Source organism: Promicromonospora sp. Populi (assembly GCF_041081105.1).
GTDB lineage: Bacteria > Actinomycetota > Actinomycetes > Actinomycetales > Cellulomonadaceae > Promicromonospora.
Genome location: NZ_CP163528.1, coordinates 3,281,609 through 3,297,364, shown reverse-complemented (window position 1 = coordinate 3,297,364; position 15,756 = coordinate 3,281,609). Strand labels below are relative to the sequence as shown.

Annotated in this window: 17 protein-coding genes, 1 tRNA gene and 1 other RNA gene; 18 read left to right on the top strand and 1 reads right to left on the bottom strand. The window is 69.9% G+C overall.

Annotation, left to right across the window (positions count from 1 at the left end):
• Positions 1-19: 19 nt before the first annotated feature.
• From AB1046_RS14920 to AB1046_RS14855, 14 genes are all read left to right on the top strand, one after another.
• Positions 20-637, top strand: a complete 618-nt coding sequence (locus AB1046_RS14920; protein WP_369370094.1) for a disulfide bond formation protein DsbA — start codon at positions 20-22, stop codon at positions 635-637.
• A gap of 28 nt (positions 638-665) precedes the next feature.
• A complete protein-coding gene (locus tag AB1046_RS14915; protein ID WP_369370093.1) occupies positions 666-1,592 on the top strand; it encodes an LLM class F420-dependent oxidoreductase in 927 nt (308 codons plus the stop codon).
• Positions 1,593-1,682: 90 nt separating this feature from the next.
• Complete coding sequence (locus tag AB1046_RS14910; RefSeq protein WP_369370092.1) at positions 1,683-2,549, top strand: alpha/beta hydrolase; 867 nt, start codon at positions 1,683-1,685, stop codon at positions 2,547-2,549.
• Between the two features lie 51 nt (positions 2,550-2,600).
• Positions 2,601-3,863, top strand: coding sequence for a uracil-xanthine permease family protein (locus AB1046_RS14905; protein WP_369370091.1), 1,263 nt, complete (start codon positions 2,601-2,603; stop codon positions 3,861-3,863).
• A 50-nt stretch (positions 3,864-3,913) separates the two neighbouring features.
• On the top strand, positions 3,914-4,612 hold the full coding sequence (locus AB1046_RS14900; protein ID WP_369370090.1) for a TetR family transcriptional regulator: 699 nt from the start codon (positions 3,914-3,916) through the stop codon (positions 4,610-4,612).
• Complete coding sequence (locus AB1046_RS14895; protein WP_369370089.1) at positions 4,609-5,616, top strand: ATP-binding cassette domain-containing protein; 1,008 nt, start codon at positions 4,609-4,611, stop codon at positions 5,614-5,616. Before AB1046_RS14900 ends, AB1046_RS14895 begins: the two co-directional genes overlap by 4 nt.
• Positions 5,613-7,271, top strand: a complete 1,659-nt coding sequence (locus tag AB1046_RS14890; protein ID WP_369370088.1) for an ABC transporter permease — start codon at positions 5,613-5,615, stop codon at positions 7,269-7,271. The genes AB1046_RS14895 and AB1046_RS14890 overlap by 4 nt, the downstream gene beginning before the upstream one ends.
• 128 nt (positions 7,272-7,399) lie before the next feature.
• The gene (locus AB1046_RS14885) at positions 7,400-7,696 is read left to right on the top strand and encodes a type II toxin-antitoxin system VapB family antitoxin (protein WP_129786236.1); all 297 of its coding nucleotides are present in this window, start codon (positions 7,400-7,402) and stop codon (positions 7,694-7,696) included.
• 19 nt (positions 7,697-7,715) lie between these two features.
• Positions 7,716-8,393, top strand: a complete 678-nt coding sequence (locus tag AB1046_RS14880; protein WP_369370087.1) for a LytR C-terminal domain-containing protein — start codon at positions 7,716-7,718, stop codon at positions 8,391-8,393.
• A gap of 73 nt (positions 8,394-8,466) precedes the next feature.
• Entirely contained in the window at positions 8,467-9,102 is a 636-nt protein-coding gene (locus AB1046_RS14875) for a hypothetical protein (protein WP_369370086.1), read from the top strand.
• 64 nt (positions 9,103-9,166) lie between these two features.
• A complete protein-coding gene (locus tag AB1046_RS14870) occupies positions 9,167-9,883 on the top strand; it encodes a YcnI family protein (RefSeq protein ID WP_369370085.1) in 717 nt (238 codons plus the stop codon).
• Positions 9,884-10,049: 166 nt separating this feature from the next.
• On the top strand, positions 10,050-10,460 hold the full coding sequence (locus AB1046_RS14865) for a winged helix-turn-helix transcriptional regulator (RefSeq protein ID WP_369370084.1): 411 nt from the start codon (positions 10,050-10,052) through the stop codon (positions 10,458-10,460).
• Positions 10,461-10,543: 83 nt separating this feature from the next.
• Complete coding sequence (locus tag AB1046_RS14860) at positions 10,544-11,542, top strand: NADP-dependent oxidoreductase (protein ID WP_369370083.1); 999 nt, start codon at positions 10,544-10,546, stop codon at positions 11,540-11,542.
• Positions 11,539-12,030, top strand: coding sequence for an SRPBCC domain-containing protein (locus AB1046_RS14855; RefSeq protein WP_369370082.1), 492 nt, complete (start codon positions 11,539-11,541; stop codon positions 12,028-12,030). The genes AB1046_RS14860 and AB1046_RS14855 overlap by 4 nt, the downstream gene beginning before the upstream one ends.
• Positions 12,031-12,134: 104 nt before the next feature.
• On the opposite strand, the gene AB1046_RS14850 is transcribed toward AB1046_RS14855, so the two are convergent.
• Positions 12,135-12,219 (bottom strand) — tRNA-Ser (locus AB1046_RS14850).
• A 174-nt stretch (positions 12,220-12,393) separates the two neighbouring features.
• On the opposite strand from AB1046_RS14850, the gene ffs reads away from it, so the two are divergent.
• The 4 genes from ffs (at position 12,394) to AB1046_RS14830 (ending at position 15,403) form a co-directional block, all read left to right on the top strand.
• Positions 12,394-12,490, top strand: an RNA gene (gene ffs / locus AB1046_RS14845) — signal recognition particle sRNA small type.
• Positions 12,491-12,738: 248 nt separating this feature from the next.
• The gene (locus AB1046_RS14840; protein ID WP_369370081.1) at positions 12,739-13,623 is read left to right on the top strand and encodes a MetQ/NlpA family ABC transporter substrate-binding protein; all 885 of its coding nucleotides are present in this window, start codon (positions 12,739-12,741) and stop codon (positions 13,621-13,623) included.
• Positions 13,623-14,750: a methionine ABC transporter ATP-binding protein gene (locus tag AB1046_RS14835; RefSeq protein WP_369370080.1), complete on the top strand. Its 1,128-nt coding sequence runs from the start codon at positions 13,623-13,625 to the stop codon at positions 14,748-14,750. The genes AB1046_RS14840 and AB1046_RS14835 overlap by 1 nt, the downstream gene beginning before the upstream one ends.
• Positions 14,747-15,403 (top strand): methionine ABC transporter permease, encoded by a 657-nt coding sequence (locus AB1046_RS14830; protein ID WP_369370079.1) that lies wholly within the window; start codon positions 14,747-14,749, stop codon positions 15,401-15,403. The genes AB1046_RS14835 and AB1046_RS14830 overlap by 4 nt, the downstream gene beginning before the upstream one ends.
• Positions 15,404-15,756: the final 353 nt, after the last annotated feature.

The following is a 15,756-nucleotide window of genomic DNA, read 5'->3' as shown; positions in this document are numbered from 1 at the left end:
TGAGCGTAGTCTGCTGCGCGTGACCGACCCCGCCGCCAAGCCCGTCGTCGACGTCTACGTCGACCCCATGTGCCCCTTCGCCTGGATCACGTCCCGCTGGGCCCTCGAGGTCGTCCAGGTCCGCGACGTCGAGCTCACCTTCAAGCTCCTGAGCCTGTACCTGCTGAACAAGGACCGGGACATCGACGGCGACTACCGAGCGGACATCGAGAAGTCGCGCGGGATCGGCCGGGTCGCCGCCGCCGTCCAGACGGACCACGGCCCCGAGGCGTTCTCCGCGTTCTACACCGCGGCCGGCACCCGGATCCACAACCAGCGCGACAAGGACTTCGGCGCCGTGGCGGTCGCGGCGCTCGCCGAGGCCGGGCTGCCCGCCAGCCTCGCCCAGGCGGCGACGTCCGAGGACTACGACGCGGCGCTCGCGGCCTCCCACGAGGCGGGCATGAAGCCCGTCGGGGACGACGTCGGCACGCCGATCATCCACGTCGACGGTGTCGGATTCTTCGGCCCCGTGCTCACGCGCATCCCGCGCGGCGAGGAGGCGGGCGCCCTGTTCGACGCCTCCGTGGCGCTCGCGCGGTACCCGTACTTCTACGAGATCAAACGGTCGCGCACCACCTCGCCCCAGTTCGACTGATCGACCACGCACTAGCACCAGAGGAAACATGACTCTCGACCTGCGTATCTTCACCGAGCCCCAGCAGGGCGCGACGTACGACGACCAGCTCGCCGTCGCCCAGGCGACCGAGAAGCTCGGGTTCAGCGCGTTCTTCCGCTCCGACCACTACCTCGCCATGGGCCGTGACGGGCTGCCCGGCCCCACCGACTCCTGGATCACGCTCGCGGGCCTCGCCCGCGAGACCTCGACCGTCCGGCTCGGCACGCTCGTGTCCTCGGCGACGTTCCGGCACCCCGGGGTGCTCGCCATCCAGGTGGCGCAGGTGGACCAGATGTCGGGCGGCCGCGTCGAGCTCGGCCTCGGCACCGGCTGGTTTGCCGCCGAGCACCGTGCCTACGGCATCCCGTTCCCCGACAAGCGGTTCGGCATCCTCGAGGAGCAGCTCGCGGTCGTCACCGGCCTGTGGGAAACCCCGGTGGGGGAGACGTTCTCCTTCTCGGGCGAGCACTACCAGGTCGTCGACTCGCCGGCCCTGCCCAAGCCCACGCAGGCGAGGATCCCCGTGCTCGTCGGTGGCAGCGGCGCACGCCGCACGCCCGCCCTGGCGGCGAAGTACGGCGACGAGTACAACCAGTCCTTCCCGGCTCTCGACGCGATCGGCCCGCGGATCGGGGTCATCAACAAGGCGCTGGCCGACGCCGGGCGCGCGCCCGAGTCGCTGGTGCAGTCGGTGGCGCTGGTGGCCGCCGTCGGGCAGGACGAGGCGGAGCTCGCCAGGCGAGCCGCGGCGATCGGCCGCGAGCCTGCCGAGCTGCGCGGGCACGGCATCGCCGGAACCGTTCCCGAGGTGGTGGACCGCCTGAAGGCCCTGGAGGCAGACGGCGTCCAGCGGGTCTACCTGCAGGTCCTGGACCTTTCGGACCTGGACCACCTGGACCTGATTGCCCGCGAGGTGCGCCCGCAGCTCGGCTGACGCAAGTTTCCCGGTTTCGGCGGGCCGGAACCGGGAAACCTTCTTATGGTCGTGGTGGCCGCTCGTCGCGTCGCACCACAGGAGAAGACCATGAAGAGTTTTTCTCGTGCCGCCCTTGCCTCCCTGGCGGCTTCGGTGCTCGCCGCCGGAGCCCTCGTCGTCGTGCCGGCCGCCGCCGCCGCCGCAGCCGACAGCTATCAGCGCGGCCCCGATCCGACCGTGGCGAGCATCGAGGCGCCCCTGGGGTCCTTCGCCATCGCGACCGCCATCGTCCCGCGTGCCAACGCCGTAGGGTTCGGCGGCGGCACCGTCTACTACCCGACCGACACCTCCCAGGGCACCTTCGGCGCCGTCGCCATCGTTCCGGGCTACTCGGGCACGCAGAGCAGCATCGCCTGGTTCGGGCCGCGGCTGGCCTCCCAGGGCTTTGTGGTCTTCACCATCGACACGATCCGGACCGGCGACTCGCCTGACCGCCGCGGTGACCAGCTCCTCGCCGCGCTGGACTTTCTCCTGACCACTGACGTCGCGAGCCGGATCGACCCTGAGCGGCTCGCCGTGATGGGCCACTCGATGGGCGGCGGCGGCAGCCTGGAGGCGGCCAAGGACGATCCGGCGCTCCAGGCGATCATCCCGCTGACCGGGTGGAACACGGACAAGACCTTCCCCGAGGTGACGACGCCGGCCCTGATCATCGGGGCGGAGGACGACTACATCGCACCCGTGCGGTCGCACTCCGAGCGGTTCTACGAGTCGCTCCCGGCGGACGGCGACAAGGCGTACCTGGAGCTCCGTGGCGCCTCGCACTCCGCGCCGACCCTGGCCAGCACGACGGTCGCCCGGTACAGCCTCTCCTGGCTGAAGCTCTACGTGGACGACGACGTGCGGTACGCGCAGTTCCTCTGCCCGCCGCCGGTCGCGAGCCCCGAGATCAGCGAGTACCGCAGCACCTGCTGACCGCTATGATCCGCGCGACACTCGGTCCCGTTGCGATCTGAAGGAAAGCACATGCGACTCGGCTGGAAGCTGCACGGCAATGGTGCGCGGATCACTCCCGGTGAGGTGGTCGCCCCCGACGAGCGGTTGAGCTGGCCGCGCACGATCGGGATCGGCCTGCAGCACATCGTCGCGATGTTCAGCGCCACGTTCCTGGTGCCGGTCCTCACGGACTTCGACCCCAGTACCACGCTGTTCTTCTCGGCGATCGGCACCGTCGCCTTCCTGCTCATCACGGGCAACCGGCTGCCTAGCTACCTGGGGTCGAGCTTCGCGTTCATCGCGCCGATCCTCGCGGCCACGGCGTCGGGCGGGCAGTCCGTTGCCCTGGGCGGAATCCTCGCCACGGGCGTGCTGCTGGCGATCGTCGGCGCGGTGGTGCACTTCGCGGGGTCGCGCTGGATCGAGATCGTCATGCCGCCCGTGGTCACGGGTGTGATCGTGGCGCTGATCGGCCTCAACCTGGCGCCGGTGGCGTGGACCAACTTCCAGGAGTCCCCGCTGACGGCGGTGGTCACCCTCGCCTCGATCATCCTGATCCAGGTCCTGTTCCGGGGCATCGTGGGCCGGCTGGCGATCCTGCTCGGGGTTGTTGTCGGGTACGCGTTCGCGAGCCTGCGCGGCGAGATCGACCTCACCGCCGTCGAGCAGGCCGACTGGGTGGGCCTGCCGCAGTTCACCACGCCCACGTTCGACCCGGCGGTGCTCGGGCTGTTCCTCCCGGTGGTGCTGGTGCTCATCGCGGAGAACGTGGGCCACGTGAAGTCCGTCGCCGCGATGACGGGGCGCAACTACGACCCGCTGACGGGCCGTGCCCTCCTGGCCGACGGCGTCGCGACCACCCTCGCCGGTCTGGGCGGCGGTTCCGGCACGACGACGTACGCGGAGAACATCGGCGTCATGGCGGCATCCCGCGTGTACTCGACGGCGGCGTACTGGGTGGCCGCCTTCGGCGCGCTGGTGCTCAGCCTCTCGCCCAAGTTCGGCGCGCTGATCAACACCGTTCCGGCGGGTGTGCTCGGCGGCGTCACGACCCTGCTCTACGGGATGATCGGCATTCTCGGCGCGCGCATCTGGGTGCAGGGCAAGGTCAACTTCTCCGACCCGGTGAACCTGACGACGGCGGCCGTGCCGCTCGTCATCGGCATCGCGAACTTCACCTGGACCGCCGGCGACCTGCAGTTCGGCGGCATCGCCCTGGGTACGGCCGCGGCGCTGGTGATCTACCACGTCATGGGCACTATCGGCCGCTGGCGCGGCACCGCGGAGGGCTGACCCCACACAGGTGTGGACGCCGGGCTGAACACGTGGTTAGCATGTTGAACATGCGTTCAGCCCGGGGTCCAGGCAGTGCCGGCACTGCCGGCGACGAGGATGCCGACCGCACCGCGCGCGCCCGGATCCGCGACGCCGCGGTGCGCCGGTTCGCGGTAGACGGCTTCGGCGCCCCGGTGCGCGCCATCGCGTCCGACGCCGGGGTGAGCGCCGGCCTGGTGATGCACCACTTCGGCTCCAAGGACAAGCTCCGTGCCGAGTGCGACGAGTACCTGCTGGCCACGATCCGCCGGCTCAAGCAGGAGAACATCGCTGCCGCCGCGGCGGACCAGAGCTTCTTCCACCGGTTCGCGGCCGTCGAGGAGAACGCACCGCTGGTCGGGTACATCCTGCGGTCCATGCAGGACGGCGGCCCGCTGGCCCGGGAGTTCATCAGCCACATGCTCGCCGACGCGGAGGGCTACAGCCGGGACGGCGTCGCCGCGGGCCTGATCGTGCCCAGCCGCGACGAGGCCGCGCGGGCGCGCTACCTCACGCTCTCCTCGCTCGGTGCGCTGCTGCTCGAGGTGACCCTCAGCCCGCCGTCGGACCCCGCCGACCTCGTGGGGATCGTCCGCGGCTACTTCACAAACGCCTACCTGCCAATGATGGAGCTGTTCACCGAGGGATACCTCACGTCCCGACGCATGCTCGACGAATACCTCACGTACGTGCCGGACCCCGACGCCAGAGAGCGAACCGACCCATGACCAGCACTACGCCGACCGCGGTACCCGCGATCGAGATCCGTGACCTGCACAAGTCGTTCGGCACCGTCAAGGCGCTCGACGGCCTGAACCTGACCGTCCAGCCGGGCGAGGTCCGCGGCTTCCTGGGCCCGAACGGAGCCGGCAAGTCCACGGCCATCCGCGTGCTGCTCGGGCTGCTGCGCGCAAGCTCGGGCTCTGCGCGACTGTTCGGCGGCGACGTGTGGCGGGACGCCGTCGCGCTGCACGGACGGATCACCTACGTCCCCGGCGACGTGAGCCTGTGGCCCAACCTGACCGGCGGCGAGTGCATCGACTATCTGATCCGGCTGAACGACGGCAGCGACAAGGCGCGGCTCAGGGCGCGCAAGGCCGAGCTGCTGGAGCGGTTCGAGCTGGACCCGCGCAAGAAGGCACGCACCTACTCCAAGGGCAACCGGCAGAAGGTTGCGCTGGTCGCGGCATTCCTGTCCGATGCCGAGCTGTACATCCTCGATGAGCCCACCTCCGGCCTGGACCCCCTCATGGAGGCGGTGTTCACGGAGTACATCCGCGAGGCCAAGGACGCCGGCAAGTCCGTGCTGCTGAGCAGCCACATCCTGTCCGAGGTCGAGAAGGTGTGCGACACCGTGACCATCATCCGCAACGGGACCGACGTCGAGTCGGGCACGCTCGACGAGCTGCGGCACCTCACCCGCACGAACGTGACGGCGCTGGTGGGCGGCGACCCGTCGGCGGTCGCGGCCCTGCCCGGCGTCCACGACCTGGTCACCACGGCTTCCGACGGCGGCACGCGGATCACGTTCGACGCCGACAACGCGCAGATCGGCGCCGTGCTGTCCGCCGTCACCGTGCTGGACGTGCGCAGCTTCACCGCGACCCCGCCGTCGCTGGAGGAGCTGTTCATGCGCCACTACGGCGACGTGCTCGACGCCGACGTCGTGGCCGCCGAGGCCGCGTCGTCGTCGGCGAACGGCGCGCCGGCCAAGAAGGCCGGTGCGCGATGAGCGCGGCCGTCGCGACGCCGTCGGACCCGGTCCTGGCTCGTCCGGCGTTCGGCTCAACCCTCGCCGGGACAGGAAAGCTGCTGCGGTTCATGCTCCGCCGGGACCGCATGCGGATCCTCTGGTGGACCGTCGGCGTCACGCTGCTCTACGCGGGCGGGCTCGGTGAGTACCTCGTGCTCGCCGACGACGCCCAGGCGCGCGAGGCGCGGTCCGTCCTCCTCTCGTCGCCCGCCATGATCTCGATGTCGGGGCCGGGATACGGCCTCGACAACTACCAGCCCGGTCCGGCGGTGGCCAACGAGCTCAGCCTCTGGATAGTGCTCACCCTGGCCGTGATGAGCATCCTGCAGATCGTGCGCCACACGCGGTCCGAGGAGGAGAGCAGCCGGTCCGAGCTGGTCCGGGCCGGCATCGTGGGCCGGCACGCGCCGTCCGTGGCGGCGCTGCTCCTCGTCCTGATCATGAACGTCGTGATCGCCCTGACGACCGGGGCCGTGCTCGCCGCGCAGGACCTCGACGCCACCCAGTCCTTCGCGATGACGTTCTCGATCGCGCTCGGGGCGCTCGTCTTCGGGGCCGTGGCACTCGTCGCCGCGCAGGCCTACGAGCACGGGCGGGGCGCCATCGGTCTCTCGTTCGCCGTGCTCGGCGCAGCCTTCCTGCTGCGCGCCCTGGGCGACATCCAGGAACTGCACGGCAGCGCCCTGTCCTGGCTCTCGCCGATCGCATGGGTCCAGCAGACACGGGTCTTCGTCGACCTGCGGCTATGGCCGCTCGGCCTGTGCCTGGCGGCGGTGATCCTGCTGATCCTCCTGGCGGCCTTCCTGGGGTCTCGCCGCGACTACGCCTCCGGGCTGGTAGCGGTGCGCAAGGGTCGCGCAGACGCCCGGCCCACGCTCACCGGCCCCGTCTCGCTCGCCCTGGTGCAGCAGCGGAGCGCCCTGCTCTGGACCGGGTTCGGCCTCGGCGTGATGTGGCTCGCCTCCGGCACCATCATCCGGGAGGTGCCGAACATGCTGGAGGCAGTCGAGAGCAACCCCATGTACGCCGCTCTCCTCGGCAGCGGCGAGGACCTGGTGCGGACCTTCCTCGGGATCTTCGGCCTGTACATCGCGGCGGGCGCCGCGGCCTACGCGATCGCGTCGTCGCTCCGGGTCAAGGGCGAGGAGGAGGCCGGGCTGACCGAGCTCGCACTGGCGGCACCGGTGTCCCGGCGGCGCTGGCTCGGATCCTCCCTGGCCATCACGCTGCTGGGGACCCTGCTGGTCCAGGTCAGCGGTCCGCTCGCGCTGTGGCTCGGCGCGGCGTCGACCGGATACGACGACATCGCGTTCCGCGAGTATCTCGAGCTGAGCCTCGCGTACCTGCCGGCGCTCGCGGTGGTCGTCGCGGTAGCGGCCGCGCTCTATGCCTGGGTGCCGAGGGCTACCGGAATCACCTGGGTGCTGTTCGGCTACATGTTCGTCGTGGGCATGTTCGCCGACCTGTTCGACCTGCCGGACTGGGCGCGCGGCATCTCGCCGTTCTGGTGGGTCGGCAACCCAATGCTTGAGTCGGTCGAGGTGTCACACATGTGGGGCCTGGGCGGGGTTGCCGTCGTGCTGTTCGCGCTCGCCTTTGTGGGGTTCCGGCGGCGGGACGTACCGGGCGTCTGACCCGTTTGTCCCGACTGTCTTCCATCCGCGCGTTCCGGTAGGGTTCGGGACGCCGTCCGGTGTCAGCAGGCAGGGTTCTCACCGCCGCTCCCGGGCCGTGCACCGCCGAGTCCAGTGAGGATGGACCGATGATCTTCAAGGCCGTAGGGGACGGCCGCCCGTACCCCGAGCACGGACGGTCGCGCACGCGCGACTGGGTCGACGTGCCGCCCCGCCAGGTACGGCTCGACGAGCTGGTGACAACAAAGCGCACGCTCGACCTCGATACGCTCCTGGCGGAAGACTCCACGTTCTACGGTGACTTATTCGCACACGTCGTCGAGTACGAGGGCACTCTTTACCTTGAGGACGGGCTGCACCGCGCTGTGCGCGCCGCCCTCCAGCAACGTCCAGTCCTGCACGCACGCGTGCTCATCATCCGTTGACCTCAGGTAGGTTCGTCGCGTGACATCCCCCGGATACGACCAGGCGCGCGTAGAGCGCCGGCGCCGCGAGCACGAGCGCCAGGCCGTGGTCTTCGGTGTGCTCATCGCGTTCCTGGCGGTCTGCGGGATCTTCGCGCTGGCGGTCTACTCCGGCGCGATCAGCTCCCCGTTCAACCGGCCGTTCACCACGGTGGGTGCGGCCGAGCAGGAGACCTACCCGGTGCCCTGCCTGCCAGAGGTCGAGGGGCAGCCCGACGGCGCCCTCCCGATCGCCTACTCGGACATCCAGGTACGAGTGTTCAACGCCAGCGCGGTGTCCACGGTGGGCGGCGAGGTCGGCGCCGCGGCCGCCTTCGCGACGGACCTGACCGAGCGCGGGTTCGTGGTGATCGACCTTGACAACTTCGAGGGCGCGCAGGTGGTCGTCTCGGAGCTGCGGTTCGGTACGCGGGGTGTCGTCGCGGCGTACACGCTCGCCCAGCATCTTCCGAACGTGCGGTTCGTGCTGGACGCGCGCACCGGCACGTCTGTCGACCTGCTCGTGGGCGAGGACTACGAGGCGCCCTACCCGGCGGACCAGGTGGTCCTCAGCGAGGACCAGCCGCTTCAGAACCGTGAGGGGTGCGTTCCCGTCGCCGACGTGACGCCGCAGCCGGTGGAGTCGCCCTCGGTCGCGTCCGAGGAAGCGTCCGGATAGAACTGGCTCGGCCCTCAGTGCAAGGGGCGCAGGGGTGGTCCGTTCGGGTGCCTGCGGCGCTAGGGTCTGTCCTGTGCTGACGCCGTCCTCGGGAGCTGTGGGCTTCGGCCGCGCGCTCCTCTGGGCGGCGGTCGTGCTCGGGCTCGCCCTGGGCGCGCACCTCGAGGCGGGCGGGCACGTACCGCCGGCCGAGGCGGTAGCGCTGCTCGGCGCCCTGCTGCTCGTGGTCACCGCGGTCGCCGTGCGGCGGCAGATCCGCTGGCCGGGCGGCCTCGCCCTCGTCGGCCTCGGCCAGTACGCCCTGCACCGGGCATTCTCATTCTTGGGTGGCGGCTGTGCCGCACCGCTCCTGTCCGACGGCGGGGCGCGCACCGGGGCGCACGCGCACCTGGGCTATCCCGCCGCCGGGCCGCTCGCGTACGAGACGTGCGCCGGGGCCGAGGCTGCTGCGATCGACCTGGGCATGCTCGCTTGGCACGTCCTGGCGACCGTGGTGACCGTGGCGCTGCTAGTCGGGGTCGAGCGTGGGGTCTGGCTGCTCGCGGCGTGGCTGGTCCGGACCTTCGCGGTTGCGCCGCTGTGGCTCCCCGTGATTGGCCGCGTCCCGGCGTCGGCGGCACTCGACGTGCCGGTGGTCTCCGTGGACGTGCACGTCGCGCCGGAGCGCGGGCCGCCGTCGTCGGCCCTGGTGATGCGCCTCGCGGCCTGACGGATTTGGGCGGGGGTGCGTCGTCGTACGCCCACCACCCCTCGAATCAAAGGACCGAGCACACATGACTCGCTTCAGCCTGCCCGCCCGCCGCCTTCTCGCGGCAGTCCCCGCAACCGCAGTCCTGGTACTGCTGCCCACCGTGGCGTACGCCCACGTCAGCGTGACCCCCGACTCGACCGCCGCCGAGAGCTACACCCCACTGACGTTCCGGGTACCGACGGAGTCCGACACCGAGTCCACCACGCAGCTCGTCGTGGACCTGCCCACCGACACCCCGCTCCTCTTCGTGATGCCGCGCAGCCTGCCCGGCTGGGACGTCGAGGTCGAGATCGAGGACCTCGACGAGCCGTTCGAGGTCGAGGGCGCGACGGTCGACGAGGCGCCCGCGCGGGTGACCTGGACGGCCCAGGAGGGCTACGAGGTCCCGCCGGACGAGTACCAGGACTTCACCATCTATGCCGGCGCGCTGCCCGAGGAAGGCACCGAGGTGGTGCTCCCCGCCCACCAGACGTACAGCGACGGAGCCGTCGTCGACTGGGACGACCTCGCCACGGACGACGGCGGGGAGCCGGAGGCTCCCGCGCCCGCGTTCACGACGACCGCGGCCTCGGCCGAGGGCGCGCACGGCGCCGCACCTGCGGAGGCGGCAGCCGAGGAGGGTGCGGTGGCCGACGACGGACCCGCCGTCGACACCGTGGGCCGCTGGCTCGGGGGCGCCGGGCTGGTGCTCGGGGCCGCGGCGCTCGGCGCGGTGTTCGTCACTCGTCGCAAGGCGTGACGTTCCGCTAGCCCTGCCGTCAGGCTGATCCAGAGCGGGTCTTGACCGGTTCGGTCGAGACCCGCTCGTCGTCAGATCTTCAGCAGAGCCGCGAACCACAGGTGGGTTACGATCGATTCGGAAGTAGGTACTCTCTAGTGCGTTGCACTCCCGACGGGATGGACGGATGGCCACCACAGCGAAGCAGGCACGTCAGATCGAGCCCGGCACCTACGAGGCGTACATGCGTGACTGTCCCGCGGTGGCGTTGCTCTCGACGATCAGCAATCGGTGGGTCAGCCTGACGATGTGCACCCTCGGGTCACACGGCGATGTGATGCGATACAGCCACATCAGCCGAGAGATCCCCGGTGTCAGCCAGAAGATGCTCACCCAAACCCTGCGCATGCTCGAGCGCGACGGCATCGTAAGACGTACGGTCACGCCGACTGTGCCCTTGCGTGTCGACTACGAGCTGACCCAGCTCGGGCAAGGCTTGTACGGCCTGCTGTCCCAAGTACGCGACTGGGCCGTCGACAAGACCGATGAGGTCGACGAGGCGCGTGCACGTTACGACACCGGGGCGACCGACCGGTAACGACAACGGAAGTGCCCGCGCGGGCTGCCTGCCTTCGCTCGACCAGGACGACCGCCGCCGATCAGGGTGTAACGCACTTCAAAGTGCCTACTTACGAATCGATCGTAACTCTCCTAGCGTTCGTATCGTTCAAGTACGCAACGGGAAGAGTGAAAATCATGCGCGCAGCAGTCGTGAGGAAGATCGGTGGACCCGAGGCCGTCGAGGTCGTGGAGGTTCCCCTCCCGCAACCGGGTCCCTTCGAGGTCCGCATCAAGGTCGCGGCCTCCGCGCTCAATCCCGCCGACGCCGCGGTGTGGACGGGGGCCTTCACACCCTTGGAGGAGGTCGACTACACCGGTCTCGGCCTGGACGCTGCGGGGACGATCGACGCGGTCGGCCCTGGTGTCGACCTGACGGTCGGAACACCGGTGATCGCGTTCGATGCCCCCGTGTTCCGTCCGACGAAGGCCCAGGCCGAATACCTTGTGACCAACCTCAACTCCATAGCCCCCGCGCCGGAGGGGATGGATCTGACGCTCGCGGCGACGATCCCGCTCAACGCGATGACCGCCTCGCTGGCCCTGGACCACCTCCCGCTACGCCCCCGCGACAGCTTGCTTGTTACGGGCGCCGCCGGGGCCGTTGGCGGTTACGCCGTCGAGTTGGCCCGGACACGCGGGGTGCGGATCGTCGCGCAGGGACGGCCTGAGGACGAGGAGTTTCTCCGCAGTCTGGGCGCCACCTGGTTCGTGTCACGTGACGAGGAACTGAGCGAGGCGGTGCGCCGGTTCGTGCCGCAGGGCGTGGACGGCGTCCTCGACGCGGCGGCGCTGGGCGCCCCTTCGCTGGCGGCTGTCCGCGACGGCGGGATCTTCGTGAGCGTGCGGGGTGACATCCTGCCGCCGTCGCAGCGAGGCGTGGTGGTGCGGCTCACCACTGCCGGTCCCGAAGCGACCCGTCTGTCGTATCTCTCAGCGCTCGCCGAGGTTGGCGTACTGACCCCGCGGGTTGCTCAGATCTACCACCTGTCGCAGGCAGCTGAAGCCCACGCCCAGCTTGCCCGAGGCGGCCAACGCGGCCGGATCGTACTTGTGCCGTGAACGTCGAGACCGGCACCGAGGGCACCACAAACGAGCCGATCATGAACGAGGCCCCTGTCGTCACCGCGGTGACCAGGATCTCCGCTCCGGCGCAAGACGTGTGGCGCGTGCTCGTTGCGTTCGACCAGTACGCGCAGTGGCACCCGGTTCTGTCCCTCGACGCGAAACCCGAGCAGGTCGTGGTCGGGGCGGAAGTTCCGGGCCACATCTCGGGCGACGACGCCGCCGGGCAGGACGTCACGATGAGGATCGTCGATGTGCAGGCTCCCCGTCGGCTGGTCTGGGAAGGCGGATCGCTTGACGCGATCCTCGGCAGGCACTCGTTCGTGCTCACCCCTCAGCCGGACGGCACCACCGAGCTCACCGACTCCGAGGAGTTCTTCGGCGCTGCTGCTGCCGAACTCATTCCGATACTCGGCCAGCTCAGCAAGCAGTACTCCCGGCACGGCGCCGCTCTGAACGCACGCGTGGAGAGGCTGTCCGGCTGACGAAGTCGTTGAGCTGCCGAACGAGAACCCGGCCGATGGCCGGGCTCCCAGATGTAAACGATGACGCGGGAAATCTATCAACGATGTCCCGCGTCATCACACTGCGGAGGATGGGGGATTCGAACCCCCGAGGGCGTTAACCCAACACGCTTTCCAAGCGTGCGCCATAGGCCACTAGGCGAATCCTCCTCGCGCCCTGCAACAGGGCAGGCGCGCGACCACGGACCGGAGTCTGGCGCGGCCTGACGAGGATACCGGACGCCGTGCTCGGACAACGAATCGGAATCCGAGGCTGGGCTGTGAGGTCGCGTACAGCGGGCGCCACGCGGTTCGGCCGGGCCGCCGAGATCGGTTAGGCTGAAGGCAGACCCCTCGTGCGGCACCACCTCGCCGAACTCCCCCAGGGCCGGAAGGCAGCAAGGGTAAGTGAGCTCTGGTGGGTGTGCGAGGGGTCCTTTAGTTCCCGGGATTCCGCGGGTCCGCCACCATGTGGACGGATTTTCGTCCGCATCGTGGGATTTCCCCGAAGGGATTGGCCTCGACGCCGTGCAGTGCCGCACGATGTCGGAAGTCCCGAGCTCGCCACGTTGCTGATGGCCGTGGCCCGCCGCCGTTGTAGCCGTTGTACTCCGGCCTGCGCCAGACGCCGGCTCCCCGCATCCTGAGCACAGGTATACCCGCGCCCGTGCGCCCCTGAGAGGACCACCCATGTCTCGTTTCTCCCCTGTCCTGGCCACTGGCCTCGCGATCGTCACCACGCTCGCCCTGAGCGCCTGCGGCGCCGAGGAGATCACGCCGGCCACCGGTTCCGCCGAGGACCCGGTACGCATCGGCGTCGTCAACTCCGGCGACGACTACTGGACCACGTTCAGCGACCTGGCCGAGGAGGAGGGCATCACGGTCGAGCTGGTGAACTTCAGCGACTACCAGCTGCCCAACCAGGGCCTGACCGACGGCGACCTCGACCTGAACCAGTTCCAGCACCTGCAGTTCCTCGCGAACTACAACACGGCCACGGAGTCGGACCTCACCCCGATCGCGGCCACCGCCGTCTACCCGCTGGGCCTCTACTCCCAGACGCACGACAGCGTCGAGGACATCCCCGACGGCGGCGAGATCGCCATCCCCAACGACGACACCAACCAGGCCCGCGCGCTGCTCGTGCTGCAGGACGCCGGTCTGGTCACGCTGCGCGACGGCGGCAGCGCGTTCTCGACGCTCGCCGACGTGCTCGAGGACGAGTCTCGCGTGACCGTTACCCCGGTCGACGCCACCCAGACGGCACTGGCCCTGCAGGACGTCGACGCCTCGATCATCAACAACGACTTCGTGGGCGACGCCGGCCTGACCTCCGAGGACGCGATCTTCTCGGACGACCCGGACTCCGATGCCGCCGCGCCGTACATCAACGTGTGGGTCGCCCGTGCGGCCGATGCGGACAACGAGGTGTTTCAGCAGCTCGTCGAGATCTACCACACCCCGGAGGTCGAGGAGGGCGTGATCGAGGCCTCAGGCGGCACCGGCGTCATCAAGGACAACTCGGCTGCCGAGCTGCAGGAGATCCTGGCGGGCATCCAGGAGGACGCCTCCTGATGTCTGCGGCGACCAGCAGCATCATCCGGTTCGACGGCGCCTCGAAGGTCTTCCCGAGCCGCGGGAAAGGCGCCGAGGTGCGCGCCGTCGACAACGTCACCCTCGACATCCGCGAGGGCGAGATCTTTGGCGTGATCGGGCAGTCGGGTGCCGGCAAGTCCACCCTGGTGCGCCTGATCAACGCGCTCGAGCGCACCACTGGCGGCGACGTGGTGGTCGACGGCGTCGCCCTCGGCGCCCTGACCGAGGCGCGGCTGCGGCCGGTCCGAGCCGGGATCGGGATGGTGTTCCAGCAGTTCAACCTGCTTGCCTCCCGGACCGTGACCGGGAACGTCGCCTACCCGCTCGAAGTCGCGGGCTGGACCCGTGCGCGTCGTGAGGCGCGGGTAGCGGAGCTGCTCGACTTCGTCGGGCTCGCGGACAAGGCGGGCGTGCATCCCTCCGCGCTGTCCGGCGGGCAGAAGCAGCGCGTCGGCATCGCCCGGGCGCTTGCTACGAACCCGCGCATCCTGCTGGCGGACGAGGCGACGTCGGCCCTTGATCCCGAGACCACGCGCGACGTGCTGAACCTGCTGCAGCGGGTCAACCGGGAGCTCGGCGTCACCGTCGTAGTGATCACGCACGAGATGGACGTGGTGCGCTCGATCTGTCATCGGGTCGCCGTGATGGACCGGGGGCGCGTCGTCGAGGTGGGCGAGGCGTATCAGGTGTTCAGCGCGCCAGCGCACGACATCACCCGGCGGTTCGTCGCCACCGCGCTGCGCGACCGTCCCTCGCCCGAGGTGCTGAAGCGACTGCGGGCCCGGCACGCCGGGCACATCGTGACGGTGGGCGTGGACGAGGTGGCCGGATCGTCAGCGGTGCTGACGCGCACCCTGCGCGAGCACGGCGTCGACGGGACCGTCGTCTTCGGCGGGATCACCGAGGTCGCCGAGCGGCCGTACGGGTCGCTGACCGTCGAGCTGGTCGGCGATCCGGCTGCGGTCGAGGCGGCGGTGGCGGCACTGCGTGACGTCACGGCGGTGGACGACCACGGGACTGCAGCCCGCCCGCGCGAGGTGAGCCTCCGGCTGGGTGGGGGACTGTTCGGCGGACCGACCGGATACACGGAAGGGAACGAGCTATGAGCTGGGACCTGCTGACGCCGCTGCTCTGGGAAGCCGCGGGCCAGACGGCGTACATGGTGCTGATCACCCTGCTGGTGGGCGGCTTCCTGGGCCTCGCGCTCGGGCTCGGGCTCTACCTGGCGCGGCCGGGAAACCTGCTGGCGAACCGGGTTGTGTTCGCCGTGCTGAACCTCGCCGTGAACGTGGTGCGGCCCATACCGTTCATCATCTTCCTGGTGGCGCTCGGCCCGCTGACCCGTGCCGTCATCGGCTCGACGATCGGCATCGAGGCGTTCACGTTCGCGATGTGCTTCATGGCGACGTTCGTCTTCGCGCGGCTCGTGGAGCAGAACCTCGTCTCGATCGACCCCGGTGTGGTCGAGGCGGCCCGAGCCATGGGTGCGTCACCGTTCCGGATCGTGCGCACCGTGCTGGTTCCCGAGGCGCTCGCGCCCCTGATCCTGGGCTACACGTTCCTGTTCGTCGGTGTGCTCGACATGTCCGCGATCGGCGGGTACCTGGGCGCGGGCGGGCTGGGTGACTTCGCGATCGTGCAGGGCTACCGGCAGTACGACTGGGCGGTTACCGCCGTCGTCGTGGTGCTGATCGTGGTGATCGTCCAGGCGGTGCAGTGGCTGGGCAACGGCTTGGCGAGGCGGGCGCTGCGGCGATGAGGTGCAAGGGTGGGTCGCATGACGGACCAGCAGCCAACCCAGTACCCCGTCCAGCCGCTCGGTGCGCCCCAGGCGTACGTGCCGCCGCAGGCCCTCGCGGTCGGCGCCGGATACCGGCGATGGGCAAACATCCTCGTCTGGGTCGCGGCGGCCATCGCTGTCCTCGTGGTGGTCGGGTTCGTGGCGAGCCTTGTCCTCCTCGCGCAGGCGGACGCGGGCGGAGGTAGCGGAGGCAGCGGTGCCCTCGGCTACCTCGCAATCTTCATCTGGTTCGGGATCGTCGCGGCGATCCCGGTCCTGCTCGCCGTGGGCATCCCCGGTCTTGTCATGAAGCAGCGCGTGCGGCTGCAGCA

Coding starts and splice junctions, on each gene's coding strand:
- AB1046_RS14915 (WP_369370093.1), top strand. CDS start 666: ATGACTCTCGACCTGCGTATCTTCACCGAGCCCCAGCAGGGCGCGACG.
- AB1046_RS14910 (WP_369370092.1), top strand. CDS start 1,683: ATGAAGAGTTTTTCTCGTGCCGCCCTTGCCTCCCTGGCGGCTTCGGTG.
- AB1046_RS14905 (WP_369370091.1), top strand. CDS start 2,601: ATGCGACTCGGCTGGAAGCTGCACGGCAATGGTGCGCGGATCACTCCC.
- AB1046_RS14900 (WP_369370090.1), top strand. CDS start 3,914: ATGCGTTCAGCCCGGGGTCCAGGCAGTGCCGGCACTGCCGGCGACGAG.
- AB1046_RS14895 (WP_369370089.1), top strand. CDS start 4,609: ATGACCAGCACTACGCCGACCGCGGTACCCGCGATCGAGATCCGTGAC.
- AB1046_RS14890 (WP_369370088.1), top strand. CDS start 5,613: ATGAGCGCGGCCGTCGCGACGCCGTCGGACCCGGTCCTGGCTCGTCCG.
- AB1046_RS14885 (WP_129786236.1), top strand. CDS start 7,400: ATGATCTTCAAGGCCGTAGGGGACGGCCGCCCGTACCCCGAGCACGGA.
- AB1046_RS14870 (WP_369370085.1), top strand. CDS start 9,167: ATGACTCGCTTCAGCCTGCCCGCCCGCCGCCTTCTCGCGGCAGTCCCC.
- AB1046_RS14865 (WP_369370084.1), top strand. CDS start 10,050: ATGGCCACCACAGCGAAGCAGGCACGTCAGATCGAGCCCGGCACCTAC.
- AB1046_RS14840 (WP_369370081.1), top strand. CDS start 12,739: ATGTCTCGTTTCTCCCCTGTCCTGGCCACTGGCCTCGCGATCGTCACC.
- AB1046_RS14835 (WP_369370080.1), top strand. CDS start 13,623: ATGTCTGCGGCGACCAGCAGCATCATCCGGTTCGACGGCGCCTCGAAG.
- AB1046_RS14830 (WP_369370079.1), top strand. CDS start 14,747: ATGAGCTGGGACCTGCTGACGCCGCTGCTCTGGGAAGCCGCGGGCCAG.